The sequence below is a fragment of the Pseudomonas sp. RA_15y_Pfl2_54 genome, from assembly GCF_963971015.1.
Taxonomy (GTDB): domain Bacteria; phylum Pseudomonadota; class Gammaproteobacteria; order Pseudomonadales; family Pseudomonadaceae; genus Aquipseudomonas; species Aquipseudomonas baetica_A.
In genome coordinates, this window is sequence record NZ_CAXAPN010000017.1 from 50,945 (window position 1) to 65,516 (window position 14,572).

The 14,572-nt window shown below is 60.9% G+C and carries 14 protein-coding genes; 7 read left to right on the forward strand and 7 right to left on the reverse strand.

The features are described 5' to 3' along the window. Window positions 1–54: 54 nt before the first annotated feature. Window positions 55–573, forward strand: coding sequence for a transporter suffix domain-containing protein (locus AACY50_RS14225; RefSeq protein WP_339433239.1), 519 nt, complete (start codon window positions 55–57; stop codon window positions 571–573). Window positions 574–660: 87 nt separating this feature from the next. On the opposite strand, the gene AACY50_RS14230 is transcribed toward AACY50_RS14225, so the two are convergent. After that, entirely contained in the window at window positions 661–1,437 is a 777-nt protein-coding gene (locus tag AACY50_RS14230; protein WP_339466101.1) for an NAD(P)H-dependent oxidoreductase, read from the reverse strand. Window positions 1,438–1,521: 84 nt separating this feature from the next. Here AACY50_RS14230 and AACY50_RS14235 point away from each other — a divergent pair, with 84 nt between their 5' ends. The 3 genes from AACY50_RS14235 to AACY50_RS14245 are packed head-to-tail and all read left to right on the forward strand — an operon-like array spanning window position 1,522 to window position 3,455. Beyond that, window positions 1,522–2,415, forward strand: a complete 894-nt coding sequence (locus AACY50_RS14235; RefSeq protein ID WP_339466103.1) for a LysR family transcriptional regulator — start codon at window positions 1,522–1,524, stop codon at window positions 2,413–2,415. A gap of 10 nt (window positions 2,416–2,425) precedes the next feature. Continuing rightward, on the forward strand, window positions 2,426–2,626 hold the full coding sequence (locus tag AACY50_RS14240; protein WP_339538742.1) for a hypothetical protein: 201 nt from the start codon (window positions 2,426–2,428) through the stop codon (window positions 2,624–2,626). A 43-nt stretch (window positions 2,627–2,669) separates the two neighbouring features. Further along, complete coding sequence (locus AACY50_RS14245) at window positions 2,670–3,455, forward strand: DeoR/GlpR family DNA-binding transcription regulator (protein WP_339433236.1); 786 nt, start codon at window positions 2,670–2,672, stop codon at window positions 3,453–3,455. Window positions 3,456–3,558: 103 nt separating this feature from the next. Here AACY50_RS14245 and AACY50_RS14250 read toward each other — a convergent pair whose 3' ends face one another. From AACY50_RS14250 to moaA, 4 genes are all read right to left on the reverse strand, one after another. Beyond that, window positions 3,559–4,842, reverse strand: coding sequence for an NAD(P)/FAD-dependent oxidoreductase (locus AACY50_RS14250; RefSeq protein ID WP_339538743.1), 1,284 nt, complete (start codon window positions 4,840–4,842; stop codon window positions 3,559–3,561). Between the two features lie 32 nt (window positions 4,843–4,874). Next, a complete protein-coding gene (locus tag AACY50_RS14255; RefSeq protein WP_339538744.1) occupies window positions 4,875–6,239 on the reverse strand; it encodes a glutamine synthetase family protein in 1,365 nt (454 codons plus the stop codon). Between the two features lie 408 nt (window positions 6,240–6,647). Continuing rightward, entirely contained in the window at window positions 6,648–7,991 is a 1,344-nt protein-coding gene (chrA, locus tag AACY50_RS14260) for a chromate efflux transporter (protein ID WP_339433233.1), read from the reverse strand. Window positions 7,992–8,183: 192 nt separating this feature from the next. Then, on the reverse strand, window positions 8,184–9,182 hold the full coding sequence (moaA, locus tag AACY50_RS14265) for a GTP 3',8-cyclase MoaA (RefSeq protein ID WP_339433232.1): 999 nt from the start codon (window positions 9,180–9,182) through the stop codon (window positions 8,184–8,186). Between the two features lie 669 nt (window positions 9,183–9,851). On the opposite strand from moaA, the gene AACY50_RS14270 reads away from it, so the two are divergent. Further along, window positions 9,852–10,310 carry an REP-associated tyrosine transposase gene (locus AACY50_RS14270; protein ID WP_339433231.1) on the forward strand — a complete coding sequence of 153 codons (459 nt, stop codon included), beginning with the start codon at window positions 9,852–9,854 and terminating at the stop codon, window positions 10,308–10,310. A 145-nt stretch (window positions 10,311–10,455) separates the two neighbouring features. On the opposite strand, the gene AACY50_RS14275 is transcribed toward AACY50_RS14270, so the two are convergent. Further along, window positions 10,456–11,307 (reverse strand): CAP domain-containing protein, encoded by an 852-nt coding sequence (locus AACY50_RS14275; protein ID WP_339433230.1) that lies wholly within the window; start codon window positions 11,305–11,307, stop codon window positions 10,456–10,458. A gap of 199 nt (window positions 11,308–11,506) precedes the next feature. On the opposite strand from AACY50_RS14275, the gene AACY50_RS14280 reads away from it, so the two are divergent. After that, the gene (locus tag AACY50_RS14280; RefSeq protein ID WP_339433229.1) at window positions 11,507–12,127 is read left to right on the forward strand and encodes a cell wall hydrolase; all 621 of its coding nucleotides are present in this window, start codon (window positions 11,507–11,509) and stop codon (window positions 12,125–12,127) included. Here the strand turns inward: AACY50_RS14280 and AACY50_RS14285 are convergent. Then, on the reverse strand, window positions 12,124–13,011 hold the full coding sequence (locus AACY50_RS14285; protein WP_339538745.1) for a LysR family transcriptional regulator: 888 nt from the start codon (window positions 13,009–13,011) through the stop codon (window positions 12,124–12,126). The genes AACY50_RS14280 and AACY50_RS14285 overlap by 4 nt on opposite strands. A 103-nt stretch (window positions 13,012–13,114) precedes the next feature. Between AACY50_RS14285 and AACY50_RS14290 the strand changes: the two genes are divergently transcribed. Further along, window positions 13,115–14,527, forward strand: coding sequence for an MFS transporter (locus AACY50_RS14290; RefSeq protein WP_339538746.1), 1,413 nt, complete (start codon window positions 13,115–13,117; stop codon window positions 14,525–14,527). The last annotated feature ends 45 nt before the right edge of the window (window positions 14,528–14,572 follow it).

Below are 14,572 nucleotides of genomic sequence, written 5' to 3' on the forward strand. Positions count from 1 at the left end.
AATCTGCTGCTACGCTTTTCGGGCATCAGCCCCCACCCAAACAGGTACGAGACCATGGAAACTGCCCAAGATCCGGTGACACCGGGCCACGCCACCTGGCGCTTCAAAGTCGGTGTCGGGATCATCTGCCTGATGCTCGGCTCGTGGCTGATGGTGCCGCTGGCCGCCGCCCTCGATGTACCCGGCTCGAAGGTCGCGGCGCTGACCGGCGTGCTGTTCATCAGTAACAAGGTGTTGTTGCTGCTGGTCATCGCGGTGATGGGCAAGGCGGGGTTCGCTGAACTCAAGCGCACGATTGGCCGGCATGTCTCGGGGATGCTGCCGACGCCTGTCGCGGAAGTCTCGCCGCTGCGGCATCGGGTGGGCGTGGTGATGTTTTGCCTGCCGTTGCTGACGTCGTTTCTGGAACCGTATTTCGACAACTTCTGGCCGGGGTTGCGGCCCAATCTGTGGCAACTGCAATTGTTGGGCGACTTGATGTTTATTGGCAGCTTTTTTGTGCTGGGCGGGAATTTCTGGGAGAAGGCGCATGCGTTGTTTGTGCGCAAGGCGCGGGTGGTGGTTGCTGATTAAGATCAAAAGATCGCAGCCTGCGGCAACTCCTGCGTTGGGATTGCGTACCCCCGGTAAGAGCTACTGCAGGCTGCGATCTTTTTGGGCTTAACGAATGTGTGCGGCGAAACCTTCACTGTCCGGGGCAATGGCATCTTTGAGCGTCAACGCCGGAATCTCGTAATCCCCTGCATTCTGATGTCGAAACGCAATTGGCCGCGTGCTCCACAACTCATCCAGACGCCGTCCCAGTTCATCAGTCGTCTGGGCATACCGCGCTTCATCCATGCGACTGGTGCGGTAAATCAGGAACGGCGGCAGCACCTCAAAACCGGGGTAGTGCAGAATCCCGTGCTGGATCGGAAACAGCAGATCATCCATCGGCCCATTGATCCCGCGCGGGCTGTAATGCGATTCCCAGCCACCGGTGGTGACCATCAACATCGCCCGTTTGCCTTTCATCTTCCCTTCGCCATAACGCTCGCCCCAACGACTGTCGGAGTGTTCACCCACACCGTAGGCAAACCCGTAGGCGTAAACCCGATCGACCCAGCCCTTGAGGATCGCCGGCATCGTGAACCACCACAGCGGGAATTGCAGGATCAGCGCGTCGGCCCACAGCAGTTTTTCCTGCTCGCGGGCGATGTCGGCGGCTTGTGTGCCTTGGGCGTAGGCGCGTTTCGAATCGAGGGAGGCGTGGAACGGCTGGTTTTTATCGCGCTCTGGGGCGTCGTCGGCGTCGAGGGTGGCTTTCCAGTTCATCGCGTAAAGGTCGGAAACCTGCACGCTGTGACCGGCGGCTTCGAGGCGCTGGACGGTGAAGTCCCTGAGCGAGCCATTGAGGGAGGTGGGTTCGGGATGGGCGTAGACCAATAGCACTTTCATGGGGGAACTCCGTGGCTGAATGGCAGCAGGATCGGCGTTCCACAGGTATATTGGAAATGAATGTCTGATATGTCTGGTATAGCCATGAATAATTTGAGACGGCTGGATATCAATCTGCTGTTGACCCTCGACGTGTTGCTGTCCGAGCACAACGTCACCCGCGCGGCGCAACGGTTGAACCTCTCGCAGCCTTCGGTGAGCGTTCATTTGGCCAAGCTTCGTGACATCTTTGGCGATCCGCTGTTGCTCCCCGGCCCACGCGGCATGCGTCCGACGGCGCGGGCCGATGAGTTGCGCGAGCCTTTGCGCGAGGCGCTGCAAGCACTGGAACGGGCGGTGGCGCCGGCTGCTGCGTTCGACCCCGCACTGGCGACCCAGACCTGGAAAGTCGCGGCGACGGATTACGGCGAATCTACCGTTCTCCTGCCAGCCCTGAGTGGTTTGCGTACGCAGGCACCGGGCACTCGGCTGGCGGTTATCGACCTGATGCCAGCGCAATTGGTCAAGCAAGCGGAGCAGGGCGTGTTCGATCTGGCGCTGCACATCACCGAAGACGCGCCGCTGGACCTGCATCAACGGGTGCTGTTTACCGAGCGTTACGTGTTGGCCGGGCGTCTCGGGCATCCCGGTTTGACCGGTAAACCGAGCCGCGATGAGTTCTGCGCACTGGAACACGTGCTGGTGTCGCGTGAAGGCGGGGGCTTTTTCGGGGTGACTGACAAGGTGCTGGCCGACGTGGGGCTGTCGCGCAAAGTGGTGCTGTCGGTGCCGCACTTTTTGATGGTCATGGCGGTGCTGGCGAGCACCGATCTGGTGGCGATGCTACCGTCACGGCTGGTGCGCGGTAACCCGGCACTGCAAGTGGTCGAGGCACCGCTGCAGGTGCCGGGCTACGAAATGGCGATGTTCTGGGGCGAGCGACTGCACCGTGATCCCGCGCACAAGTGGTTTCGCGAGCATCTGGCAGCGTCGGTTTGATGCCTCAGGCGTGACCCAAGGCAACCGCGAAAGACACGACGATCATGCAAGCGAAAGCGAAATTGAGATTCATAAGGTGTTCATCCTGAAGCCTGTTGAGTGTGGGGGCATTCTGAACAGGCGCAATGCAAAGAAAAAATTCGGCGTGTTGATTCCAATGATCGAAACAATTGATACCCGCCTGTTTGTGTTTGCCCGGGGCTTTGGCTAATCTCGGTTAAAACCTGCAATTACAAGCATAAACAGGCATAACCATGCACGATCATTCGGTCACCGAACTCCCATCCCTGCGTCGGCAGAAAATCCTCCTGATCCTCGAACGCGACGGCAAGGTCATGGCGTCCGAGTTGAGCCAGCACTTCGCTGTGTCCGAAGACACCATCCGCCGCGACCTCGCCGAACTGGATAATGCCGGCCTGGTGCAACGGGTACACGGCGGTGCTTTGCCAAGGCCGAAGGACACCGGCAAGGACTACTTCACCCGCATCAGTGAAACCGATGAGGTAAAGACGCGCCTGGCGCAGCTTGCCGCCGGGCGGGTGAAGGAAGGTCAGATTGTGCTGTTCGACTCTGGCACCACCACGTTGCAGATTGCGCGGTCATTGCCAGCGGATATCCGCATCACCGCGGTGACCACCTCGCCGATGACCGCCATCACTCTCGCCGAATACAAGGGCATCAAGGTGATTCTGGCGGGCGGGCAGTTGAACCTGGCGACCATGTCGGTCAGCGGTCACGAAACTGTGCGTCTGCTGCAAAGCATCAAGGCTGACCTGCTGTTTACCGGGGTGTGCGCGATTCATCCGGAGGTGGGACTGAGTTCGCTTTATTTCGATGAAGTGCCGGTGAAACAGGCGCTGTTCGAAAGCGCCGCGCAGGTGATCGCGGTGACCACGGCGGACAAGCTGGGCGCGGTTGAGCCGTTTGTGGTGACGCCGTGCACGCGGGTGCATACGTTGATTACCGAGCAGCATCTGGCGTCGGGAAGTGTCGAGGATTACCGGCGCTTGGGGATTGAGGTGGAGCAGTTGCCCGATTGAGATTTGTATAGCGGCTCAGGGCCTCATCGCAGCAGGCTCACTCCTACAGTTGGAATGCATTCCCCTTGTAGGAGTGAGCCTGCTCGCGATGGGGTCAGTCCAGTCAACGCAACTTTTCAAGCATCTGGTAATACCACATCCCCGCCGCCAACAACGGGTTACCCAGCAAATCCCCCATCGGCACGCGAATGTGCTGGCACGCGGCAAACGTATCGAACTGCTCCATCTGCCCGGTGATCGCCCGGCTCATGATTTCGCCCATGATGTGGGTGGTGGCGATGCCATGCCCGGAGTAGCCCTGGCAGTACCAGACGTTGTCCGAGAGTTTGCCCAGTTGCGGGATGCGGTTGATGACGATACCCATCGCGCAGCTCCACTGGTAATCGATCTGCACGCCTTTGAGCGCCGGGAAGGTCTGCTCGATGCACGGGCGCAGTTCGGCGGCGATGTCGCGTGAATCCTTGCCGCTGTAGTTGGCGCCGCCGCCGAACAGTAAGCGGCCGTCGGCGGTCAGGCGATAGTAGTCGAGGACGAAGCGGCAGTCGTAAACCGCGAGGTCTTCGGGGTTGATCTGTTTGGCCAGATCGCCCAGCGGCGCGGTGGTGACGATGCCGCCCATGGCCGGAAAAATCTTGCCCTTGAGCTGGCCCGGTTCGAGTTTGTGGTAGACGTCACCGGCGAGCATCACTTGATTGGCGTCGATCTGGCCTTGGGCGGTTCTCACACCTGGCGTAGCGCCGTGAATGATCTCCAGCACTTCGCTGTTTTCGAAGATCAGCGCCCCGAGACTTTCCGCCGCTCGCGCTTCGCCGATGCACAGGTTGAGCGGGTGCAGATGCAGGTTGCGGGTGTTCTTGATCGCCCCGTGATAGAGGTCGCTTTGCAGCAAGTCGCGCACCTGGCTGCGGTCGAGCAGGCTGACTTCATCACCCAGGCCGCGGCGCACGGCTTCTTCGTAATCGTTGCGCAGACCGGTCATGTGGCTGGGCTTGTACGCCGCGTGCAAATGGCCGTGTTTGAGATCGCACTGGATGGCATATTTCTCGACACGCTGCTTGATGATTTCATGCCCGCGCCAGCGCAGGTGCCAGATGAAATCATCGACCTCGTCGCCGAGTTTCGGACGCATCTGTTTGCGCATCGCACCGTCGCCGGAGAGGCTGCCGGTGACTTGCCCGCCGTTGCGCCCGGTGGCACCCCAGCCGATTTTGTGGCTTTCGACGATGGCGACTTTCAGGCCTTTTTCGGCCAGTTCGACGGCGCTGGCGACGCCGGTGAAACCGCCGCCGATGATCACCACATCAACCTTGTGCCTGCCTTGCAGAGTCGGGTAGTCGGTGTCGCGGTTGAGGGTTGCGGTGTAGTAGGAGTTGCTGCGTTCAGTCATGTCGGTATCCAAGGCAAAAAGAGGAAAAAAGATCAGGCTTCGGTCAGGTACCAGCGCCAGTCCTGCTCACCCACTTCGGCCATGAACTGCCGGTACTCCGCACGTTTCACTGCCAGATACACCCCAAGAAATTCCTGCCCCAGCGCATCCCGTGCCCACGCCGAATTTTCCAGCGCCGTGAGCGAGGTCAGCCAGTCGGTCGGCAGCAATTCTTTCGCCTGCGCATACCCATTGCCTTGCACCGGTTCGCCCGGATCGATGACTTCTTTTATGCCGCGATGAATGCCCGCCAGGATCGCCGCCGCTGCTAGATACGGGTTGGCGTCGGCGCCGCAGATGCGATGTTCGATGTGCCGGGTATTGGCCGGACCGCCCGGCACGCGCAGGCTGACGGTGCGGTTATCGACGCCCCAGGTCGGCGCCAAAGGCGCGTAGCTGTTGGCCTGAAAGCGCCGGTAGGAGTTGGCGTTCGGGCAGAACAGCAGCAGCGAATCGAGCAAGGATGCGAGCATCCCGCCAATTGCCGTACGCAGCAGCGGCGTGCCGGCAGGGTCTTCGGAGGCGAACAGGTTGCGCCCCTCGGCGTCAGCGAGGCTGACGTGCATGTGCATGCCCGTGCCGGCCAGATCATCGAACGGTTTGGCCATGAATGTCGCTTGCATGCCGTGCTTGTGCGCGATGGCTTTGACCAGCCGTTTGTAGCGCACCGCCTGATCCATCGCCTCCAGAGCGTCGCCGTGTTCAAGGGTGATTTCCACTTGCCCCGGTGCGTATTCCGAGATCGCCGTGCGCGCCGCAATGCCGTGCAGTTTGCAGGCGCTGTAGAGGTCGGCGAGAAACGGTTCGATCTGCTCCAGCTCACGCAAACCGTAGACCTGAGTGTGTCGCGGTCGCCCACCGTCGGCATCCAGCGCCGGTTGCGGACGGCCGTTGTGATCGCGTTTCGCGTCGAGCAGGTAGAACTCCAGTTCGCAGGCCATGATCGGGTGATAACCCTCGGCCTTGAGGCCGTCGATGACCTTGATCAGCAAGTGACGCGGGTCGGCGATGCTCGCTGGCATACCTTCGCTTGGGTGCATGCTGACCTGCACCGCCGCCGTCGGAATCTGCCGCCACGGCAAGCGCACCAGGCTGCCTTGCAGCGGGTAGGCGCGGCAGTCGATATCGCCGACGTCCCACACCAGCCCCGAGTTTTCGACGTCGTCACCCTGTACGGTCAGGCCAAGGATGGTGCTTGGCAACGGACGGCCGCTCTCGTACACGGCGAGCAGCTCTTCGCGGTGCAGAAGCTTGCCGCGCGGCACGCCGTTGGCGTCGAGGATGAACAGCTCGATCATGTCGATATCGGGGTTCTGTTCAAGGAACAGGCGTGCGTCTTCAATGGCTGCGAATTTCATAATCAATCACTCACGATGGCGCCGCACAGGCGCGCAGAATCGGTCCGGACGCAGCTCGGCATTAGGCGCGGGCGTCCTGGCAGGTATATCAAGGAGTAGGGGGCTGTCGCGGCTTCTTTCAGGCGCGATCAGGCAGGCAGGGCGATATCCGGCGGGCGTGCGGAGTGACGCAGCTTGGAACGGCGCAGGGCCATGGGGAGATTGACGATACGATTCATGCGCGGCCCCTGTGAGGGAGGGCGCACTTAGCGGAGACGTTCAACGAGTTTCGTTGTTGTGGTGACGTACTCATAACGCGTGTTTCCGTTGGCGGAAAACGTCGGTGGCGGGACTGACCCGCCGACCGGTGTGCCCGGATAGTAAGGGGCAATCCACGGGCGTGTAAACGGGAGATTGGCTGGCTGCGTTTCAGCCCATCAAGTGAAAGGCCAGCCCGGCAAGGGCGCAAACGATCAGCACAGTGATCACGCCACGCTTGAAAACGAACAATGCCAACGCCGCTGCAACCGCCAGCGTCACCGAGAAAAAGTCCATGTGCCCGGCAAAGCCGTTCGGCCAGAACACGTGGTAGGCAAAGAAGCACGCCAGATTCAGAATCACCCCCACCACCGCTGCGGTGATGGCGGTCAACGGAGCGGTGAACTTCAGCTCGTTGTGAGTCGACTCCACCAATGGCCCGCCAGCGAGGATGAACAGGAACGAGGGCAGGAAGGTAAACCACGTCACCAGCGTCGCCGCCAACGCGCCAGCGGCGAATGCATGTTCCGGGCCGAACGCCGGTTGCACATAACCACCGATAAAGCCGACAAACGCCACCACCATGATCAGCGGTCCCGGCGTGGTTTCGCCCAAGGCGAGGCCGTCGATCATCTGCGTTGGTGTCAGCCATCCGTAATGCCCGACGGCGCCCTGATAGACGTAGGGCAGCACCGCATAGGCCCCGCCAAAGGTGAGCAACGCCGCTTTGGTGAAGAACCAGCCCATTTGTGTGAAGGTGCCGTCCCAGCCCAATAGAGCGGTCAGCAACGCCATCGGCAAACACCAGAGCGCTGCACCGATCAGCATGATTCTCAGCAATTTGTGCAGGCTGAATCGTGCGTGCTCGGGTGTCGGGGTGTCGTCATCGATCAGAGCGGCGCCGAAGGATTTTCCACCGCTGCGCTGGGCGTCGTTAGCGAAGCGCCGGGGCGCCAGTCGTCCACCGAAATAACCGATCACTGCGGCGCCAAGCACGATCAACGGAAACGGCACATTGAAGGCAAAAATCGCCACGAAAGAGGCGCCGGCAATGGCCCATAGCCACGCGTTTTTCAACGCCCGCGAACCGATGCGGTGGGCCGCGTGCAGGACAATCGCCGTGACCGCCGGTTTGATCCCGTAAAACACCCCGGCCACTGCCGGCAGATCACCGAAGGCGATGTAGACCCACGACAGTGCAATCAGGATGAACAGCGACGGCAAGACAAACAGCACACCCGCGATCACACCGCCCCAGGTTCGGTGCAGCAGCCAGCCGATGTAGGTCGCCAGTTGCTGGGCCTCAGGGCCGGGCAGCAACATGCAATAGTTGAGTGCGTGGAGGAAACGTCTCTCGCAAATCCAGCGCCGGCGTTCGACCAGTTCCTGATGCATGATCGCGATTTGCCCGGCCGGGCCGCCGAAACCGATGCAGCCAAGCTTGAGCCAGAAGCGCCAGGCATCGCGCAGGCTGACCGGGTCGGGGCGAGGTAGATCTTTGGGCGTTGTACTCAAGCGTGGCTCCTGAGGTGAATCCGTGGGGAGCGGCTATCTAATCAGGCTTTTGTGACGCAGTGCCAGACAGTTTGAGAATCCAGCATCTGGCTCCGACCTTGTGGCGCAGCCGCCCGCTGTACGGCGCAGCCTTCGCTGTCCTTGCACAACCGCACATGCAATGCGATCCCGTTTACGCCGATGAGTGACGGTTCAGCCGCCGGTCATGTTCATGAACCGCACGACCTGAACGTCGTCGTTCACTTCAAAATTGTGCCGATACGGCTTGAGCTTCATGGCTTCGATGATGGCTTTCTCCAGCCGTTGCGGTTGCCCAGGGTGGGCGCGCAGCACTGCTTTCAAATCCACCGAATGCTCGTTACCCAGACACAACAGCAAGCGCCCCTCGACAGTCAGCCGCACCCGATTGCAGGTGCCACAGAAGTTGTGGCTGTGCGGCGAGATGAACCCCAGGCGAATGTCCGGTGCCTCGGCCAGCCGCCAGTAGCGCGATGGACCTTGAGTCGATTCGGCAGAGTCGATCAGGGTATAGCGCTCGGCGATCTTTTCGCGCACCTGCGCGCTTGAGAAAAACGACTCCGCCCGGCTGTGCTCGCTGATGATCCCCAGGGGCATCTCTTCGATGAAGGAGACATCCAGCTGACGGTCGATGGCGAAACTCACCAGATCGTTGATCTCTTGATCGTTGCGGCCCTGCATCACCACGACGTTGAGTTTTGTTCGGGTGAAACCGGCCTTGCGCACAGCATCGATACCGTCGATCACCTGAGCCAGATCGCCGGTGCGGGTCATCTGTTTGAAACGCTCGGGGTTGAGGCTGTCGAGGCTGACGTTGAGACGTTTGACCCCGGCATCGAACAGCGGCGCGGCGAGTTTGCCCAGTTGCGAGCCGTTGGTGGTCAGGCACAGTTCGCGCAGGCCGGGCAGGGCGGCGATCTGCTCGCACAACTTGACCACGCCCGGGCGGATCAGCGGCTCGCCACCGGTGAGGCGGATCTTGCGGGTGCCCAGGGCGACGAAGCTTTGCGCCAGTTGATGGATTTCTTCCAGCGTCAGTACCTGTTGCCGGGGCAGGAACTGCATGTCTTCGGCCATGCAATAGACGCAGCGGAAATCGCAGCGGTCAGTGACTGACATGCGCAAATAGTCGACGCGGCGGTTGTAACCATCGATCAGGACGCGTTCTGACATGACAGCCTCGCAGGAATGAGAAATCCGCGATTAACGGAACAAGACCGCGCAGGTTATGGACAACGTTGTGTGGCGTCCAATCACTGTTAATGAACGGCTGATTGATTCTGTCGATGATCAGATATTTCTTGCCCGCGGGGTTATGAATAGCAATCAGACAATGTGCGCAGGGTGAATAAGTACCCACGAACCAATACACCCCCATCCCCTGTGCGGGCTTGCTCGCGAAAGCGTCATGTCAGGCAACATCGATGCTGAATGTGTCGGCCTCTTCGTGAGCAAGCCCACTCCCAGCCTGAATCGTGGTCAACCGCAAATCTTCGCCAATCCACCAACCCCCCTGTGGGAGCGGGCTTGCTCGCGAAAGCGTCAGGTCAGGCAACATCAATGCTGAATGTGTCGGCCTCTTCGTGAGCAAGCCCACTCCCAGCCTGAATCGTGGTCAACCGCAAATCTTCGCCAATTCACCAACCCCCCTGTGGGAGCGGGCTTGCTCGCGAAAGCGTCATGTCAGGCAACATCGATGCCGGATGTGTCGGCCTCTTCGTGAGCAAGCCCACTCCCACCTTGGATCTGCGGTGCAGACACATTCTGCGAAAAAACATGGCCTGCGTGTTGTGATCGCTGATCTAGCCTTTTCTGAACTCAAATCATCAACAAGGCAAAGGAATGCCCCAACGATTCTCGTCACATCGCCTGCGAACCGGCCGTTATTGCGAAAACAACCGAATCTACCTTCTAACCGCCAATACCTTGGGGCGTGAGCCGGTGTTCAAGGATTACAGGCTCGGCCGATTGATCGTGAACCAGTTCAGACAAGCACAGCAGGAGGGCTTTGCTGAAACATTGGCGTGGGTGGTCATGCCGGACCATTTCCACTGGCTGATCCAGTTGCAAAAAGGAACATTGGACCCATTGATGTGCCAGGCCAAATCCTTGAGTACTCGTTCAATCAACAAGGCGACTGGCAGAACTGGGAGTCTTTGGCAGCCAAGCTTCCATGATCATGCGCTGCGACGGGAGGAGGATTTAGTGAAGCTGGCCCGCTATGTAGTCGCCAATCCCTTAAGGGCAGGGCTGGTGGAAAAGCTTGGTGATTACCCGCTATGGGATGCAATCTGGGTTTGACCTACGGATATGGCCAGACACAGATTCTCCATCCAGCGACGACCTACTGTGGGAGCGGGCTTGCTCGCGAAAGCGTCAGGTCAGGCAACATTGATGCCGGATGTGTCGGCCTCTTCGTGAGCAAGCCCGCATTTGATCTGCGTTGTTATTGAGCACCAAACATCGTGGTCCAGTAGATGCCTGCATCGCTTTTCGGGTCGGTCGCGTAAGCGGCGCCGAGTTCCTTGTATTGCGGGTTCATCAGGTTGGCGCAGTGGCCAGGGCTGGCGAGCCAGCCGTCGACGACTTTGCGCACACTGTCCTGGCCAGCGGCGATGTTTTCACCGACCCGTTGACCGCTGTAACCCGCGAGTTCTGCGCGGTCGCCCGGTGTGCGGCCGTCGCGGTCCTTGTGGTCGAAGTAGTTCTTGTTGGCCATGTCGCGGCTGTGATCCTGGGAGACAGTGCCCAAGGTGGCGTTCCAGGCCAGCGGCGGGGCAGCGCTAAAGGCCTGGCCGCCGCACTGACGTGGCTGACGGCGGGCGACATTGAGTTGCTCCAGCAGTTTCTGGCCCTCACTTTGTGCATCGCCCAGCTTGGCTGACAACAGCGGTCGCGCCAGCACAATGCGCCAATCACGATCGGCGCGACTGACGCCGATATCGACGAACTGCGGATCCAGCACCACCTGACAGAAACTTTCCTGAATCGCCTTCATCGCCGCCCCCGCATCCCGTGGGCCGTTGAGGGTGATCGCTTGAACCTTGTTCATTGGGTAACTGGCGCTCACCATGGCCTGCTGCAAATCGACGGCGCCGCTGGCCGGCAGGATCAGGCGCGGATCACTCGACAGTGGCGGTAGTTCGTTGGAGGCCTGGCTGCCGCAACGTTGTGGTTCGCTGCGGTATTTATTGATCGACTCGATCAGTTGCGACTCATCGGTGGCCATGGCCGAGGCGGCAAAGGCCATGCCTGCGGTCAACGCGGCAACGCGTAAAACGGATGGCATGAAGCGCATGGAAATCTCCCTTGAGCTGAGTGCGCCCATGATGCGCGAAACGCCCCCGGTGGGTGCAATGTCTTTTTCTTCATTCGGTGGTTTTTTCAGCGGAACGTTACCCGCGATTTTGCCGTCTACACTCAGCCAAGGCCCCGGAAACCGGGGGGCTCCCCTGCGTAACACCTTGCCCGACTCGGGCCCTGCCGGAAGAACTGACATGGGATTGAAATGGTTGATTGGCTGCTTCGCGTTAACCCTGTTAGCCAACGTTGCAATGGCCACCGATCAGGCGCCGATCCAGGCCAAGGCCGAAGAAAAAGCCCAAGTGCTGGAAGAGAAAGCCGCGGACAAAGTCAGCGCTGCTCCGGCGCCAAAATCCGAAGCGATCACCCCAACTGAAGTGCAAGCAGTGGACCCGGCCGGCGCCGCGCCGCTGGATGATCCCATCACCTGCCTGGCGCGCAGCATCTACTGGGAAGCCAAAGGCAAGGACACCCCGCAAATGGAAGCCGTGGCCAGCGTGGTGATGAATCGTCTTGGCCACGAAGGGTTTCCGGACACGGTTTGCGCCGTGGTGAAACAGGGGTCGGAAGCCAAAACCTGCCAGTTTTCCTGGTGGTGCGATGGCAAGCCGGATCAGGTCAAGGAAGACGCCGAATATGCGCAGGCAAAGGAAATCGCCGGCAAGGCGTTGAACCGTCAGCTCAAGGATCGCACCCACGGCGCGTTGTATTTCCACGACCGCAACGTGCATCCCGGTTGGGCCAAGGCCTACCGTAAAACTGCCGAGACAAAAAAATTCCTGTTCTATAAACCCGCTGGCGGCGATGCGCGTTAGGCGCAGACTTCCCGCACGCAGTTGCGCAGCCATCGATGTGCCGGGTCGGCGTCCATGCGCGGATGCCAAAGCATTGAGACGCTGACTGGGGGCATTTCGAAGGGCAGGGCAAAACTGTGCAGGCCCTTGCGCAGCTTGCTGGTGTGACGTTCCGGGACGGTGGCAATCAGGTCTGATTCGCGCACCAGCGTCAGTGCCGCTGAGAACCCGCCGAATGAAGTGACGATGTCACGCGTCAGCCCCGAGGCGAGCAACGCCTCGTCTACCGGGCCGCTGCTGCGCCCGCGTCTTGAGATGAGAATGTGCTGGCCGCCGGCAAAGCGCTTGGCGCTGATCTTGCCCGAACTCAAGGGGTGCTCCTGACGTATCACCCCGATCCAGCGATCCTCAAACAGGATTCGGCTGTGCAGCGTCGGGTCGGTGCTGTCATCGACCACGCCGGTCTCCAGATCCACCCGGCCTTCGCGCAAGGGTGTGCTGTCCTTGTCGGCTTTTTGCACAAAGCGCAGGCGCACGCCGGGAGCCTCTTCAGCGATACGGGCGAGCAGGGCGGCGGCAAAGGTTTCGACAAAGCCATCGGTGTTGCGCAAGGTGAAGGTGCGTTGCAACTGGCCGGGATCAAGCCCCTTGGCAGGCCGCAACATGGCCTCGGCTTCTTGCACCAGAGGGCTGACCCGTTCGCGCAATTCAAGCGCGCGCGGCGTCGGCACCAGGCCCCGACCCGCGCGCACCAGCAACGGATCCCCAGTGGTTTCACGCAAACGGGCAAGGGCGCGGCTCATGGCCGAAGGGCTCAGTTGCAGGCATTTGGCGGCGCGGGCGACGCTGCCTTCGCGCAGCAGCACATCGAGGGTGATCAGCAGGTTAAGATCCGGCGCGGTCATGACATGGCGTTCTGTGCAGGTATCGAGTGCAAATCATGCGTCTTGCGCCTTGTGTTGTCGAGACTCACGCTATGGCTCACGACCTTTGCCCTGTGAGCGCGCCATGCCCCGACAACCCTTGAACACCCAAGCCCGCTGGGCCCTGTCCAGCCTCGCGCTGTCGATGTTGATGCCGTCGCTGGACACCAGCATCGCCAACGCCGGGTTGCCGACATTGGCGGCGGCGTTTGATGCGACGTTTCAACAGGTGCAGTGGATCGTTCTGGCTTACCTGTTGGCGATTACCACATTGATTGTCAGCGTTGGGCGTCTGGGAGATGGCATCGGTCGACGTCGATTGCTGTTGATCGGCATCGGTATTTTTACCAGCGCATCGTTGTGCTGCGCGCTGGCCCCGGGGCTGGGCTGGCTGATCGGCGCGCGGGCAGTGCAAGGCCTTGGCGCGGCGATCATGTTCGCATTGACCGTCGCGCTGGTGGCTGACGCAGTGCCCAAGGCGCGGGCGGGCAGTGCGATGGGGTTGCTGGGTACGATGTCGGCCACCGGTACCAGCCTCGGGCCGGCGCTGGGGGGGCTGTTGATGTCGCATGTCGGCTGGCAGTCGATATTTGTGCTCAACGTGCCATTGGGTTTGCTTAACGCGTGGCTGGTGTATCGCTATCTGCCGGCGGATCGGGCAGCAGGGCCGCGTGTTGCGTTTGACGGGTTCGGGACAGGCGTGTTGGTGTTGACGCTGGCAGCCTACGCGCTGGCGATGACACTGGAGGAGGGCACGCTGGGGTTGCTGCTGATCAGCCTGTGCGGCGCAGGATTGTTCATTGTGGTCGAGATGAAAGCCAAGGCGCCGCTGATTCGCCTGTCACTGTTCGCCGACCCGCGCCTGAGCGGCAGTCTGGCGATGACGTTACTTGTGGCCACCGTGATGATGACCACCCTGGTGGTCGGGCCGTTTTACCTCAGCCGCGGGTTGGGCCTCGCCAGCACCGTGGTCGGATTGGTGTTGTCGGTCGGGCCACTGTCGGCGGCGCTCGGCGGCGTGCCGGCCGGGCGTCTGGTGGATCGCTTCGGTGCCCGGCGGGTGGTGCCGGGGGCGTTGCTCGGGATGATCGGTGGCTGCGCTGTGCTTGCACTCTTGCCAATGAGCCTCGGTGTGCTGGCATACGTGTTGCCGATGACGCTGATCGCCGGCAGTTACGCGCTGTTCCAGGCGGCCAACAATACCGGGTTGATGGCGACGGTCAGTCAGGATGAACGCGGCGTGGTGTCGGCGCTGCTCGGGCTGGCGCGCAATCTGGGATTGATCACGGGCGCGGCGGCCATGGGGGCGCTGTTTGCCATGGCTTCCGGTAATCCGACCCTGGCGCCTGCGGCGGTCATCGCCAGTGGAATGCACATCACCTTCGGCGTCGCCACGGTGCTGATGGCCATGGCTCTGATCATCAGCCGAATCGGGTTCAACGGTGGGCGCGGGCGTGCTCGCGAAGGCGTTGGCCCCGTCAACCTGTCTGGTGATTGACACACAGCCTTCGCGAGCAGGCCCGTTCCCACAGGAGCGCCGTGG

Excerpts from the sequence above, each read along its gene's own strand:
- AACY50_RS14280 (WP_339433229.1), top strand. The coding sequence starts at position 11,507 with ATGGGATTGAAATGGTTGATTGGCTGCTTCGCGTTAACCCTGTTAGCC.
- AACY50_RS14235 (WP_339466103.1), top strand. The coding sequence starts at position 1,522 with ATGAATAATTTGAGACGGCTGGATATCAATCTGCTGTTGACCCTCGAC.
- AACY50_RS14285 (WP_339538745.1), bottom strand. The coding sequence starts at position 13,011 with ATGACCGCGCCGGATCTTAACCTGCTGATCACCCTCGATGTGCTGCTG.
- AACY50_RS14250 (WP_339538743.1), bottom strand. The coding sequence starts at position 4,842 with ATGACTGAACGCAGCAACTCCTACTACACCGCAACCCTCAACCGCGAC.
- AACY50_RS14225 (WP_339433239.1), top strand. The coding sequence starts at position 55 with ATGGAAACTGCCCAAGATCCGGTGACACCGGGCCACGCCACCTGGCGC.
- AACY50_RS14275 (WP_339433230.1), bottom strand. The coding sequence starts at position 11,307 with ATGCGCTTCATGCCATCCGTTTTACGCGTTGCCGCGTTGACCGCAGGC.
- AACY50_RS14255 (WP_339538744.1), bottom strand. The coding sequence starts at position 6,239 with ATGAAATTCGCAGCCATTGAAGACGCACGCCTGTTCCTTGAACAGAAC.
- AACY50_RS14230 (WP_339466101.1), bottom strand. The coding sequence starts at position 1,437 with ATGAAAGTGCTATTGGTCTACGCCCATCCCGAACCCACCTCCCTCAAT.
- AACY50_RS14245 (WP_339433236.1), top strand. The coding sequence starts at position 2,670 with ATGCACGATCATTCGGTCACCGAACTCCCATCCCTGCGTCGGCAGAAA.
- moaA (WP_339433232.1), bottom strand. The coding sequence starts at position 9,182 with ATGTCAGAACGCGTCCTGATCGATGGTTACAACCGCCGCGTCGACTAT.
- AACY50_RS14270 (WP_339433231.1), top strand. The coding sequence starts at position 9,852 with ATGCCCCAACGATTCTCGTCACATCGCCTGCGAACCGGCCGTTATTGC.
- AACY50_RS14290 (WP_339538746.1), top strand. The coding sequence starts at position 13,115 with ATGCCCCGACAACCCTTGAACACCCAAGCCCGCTGGGCCCTGTCCAGC.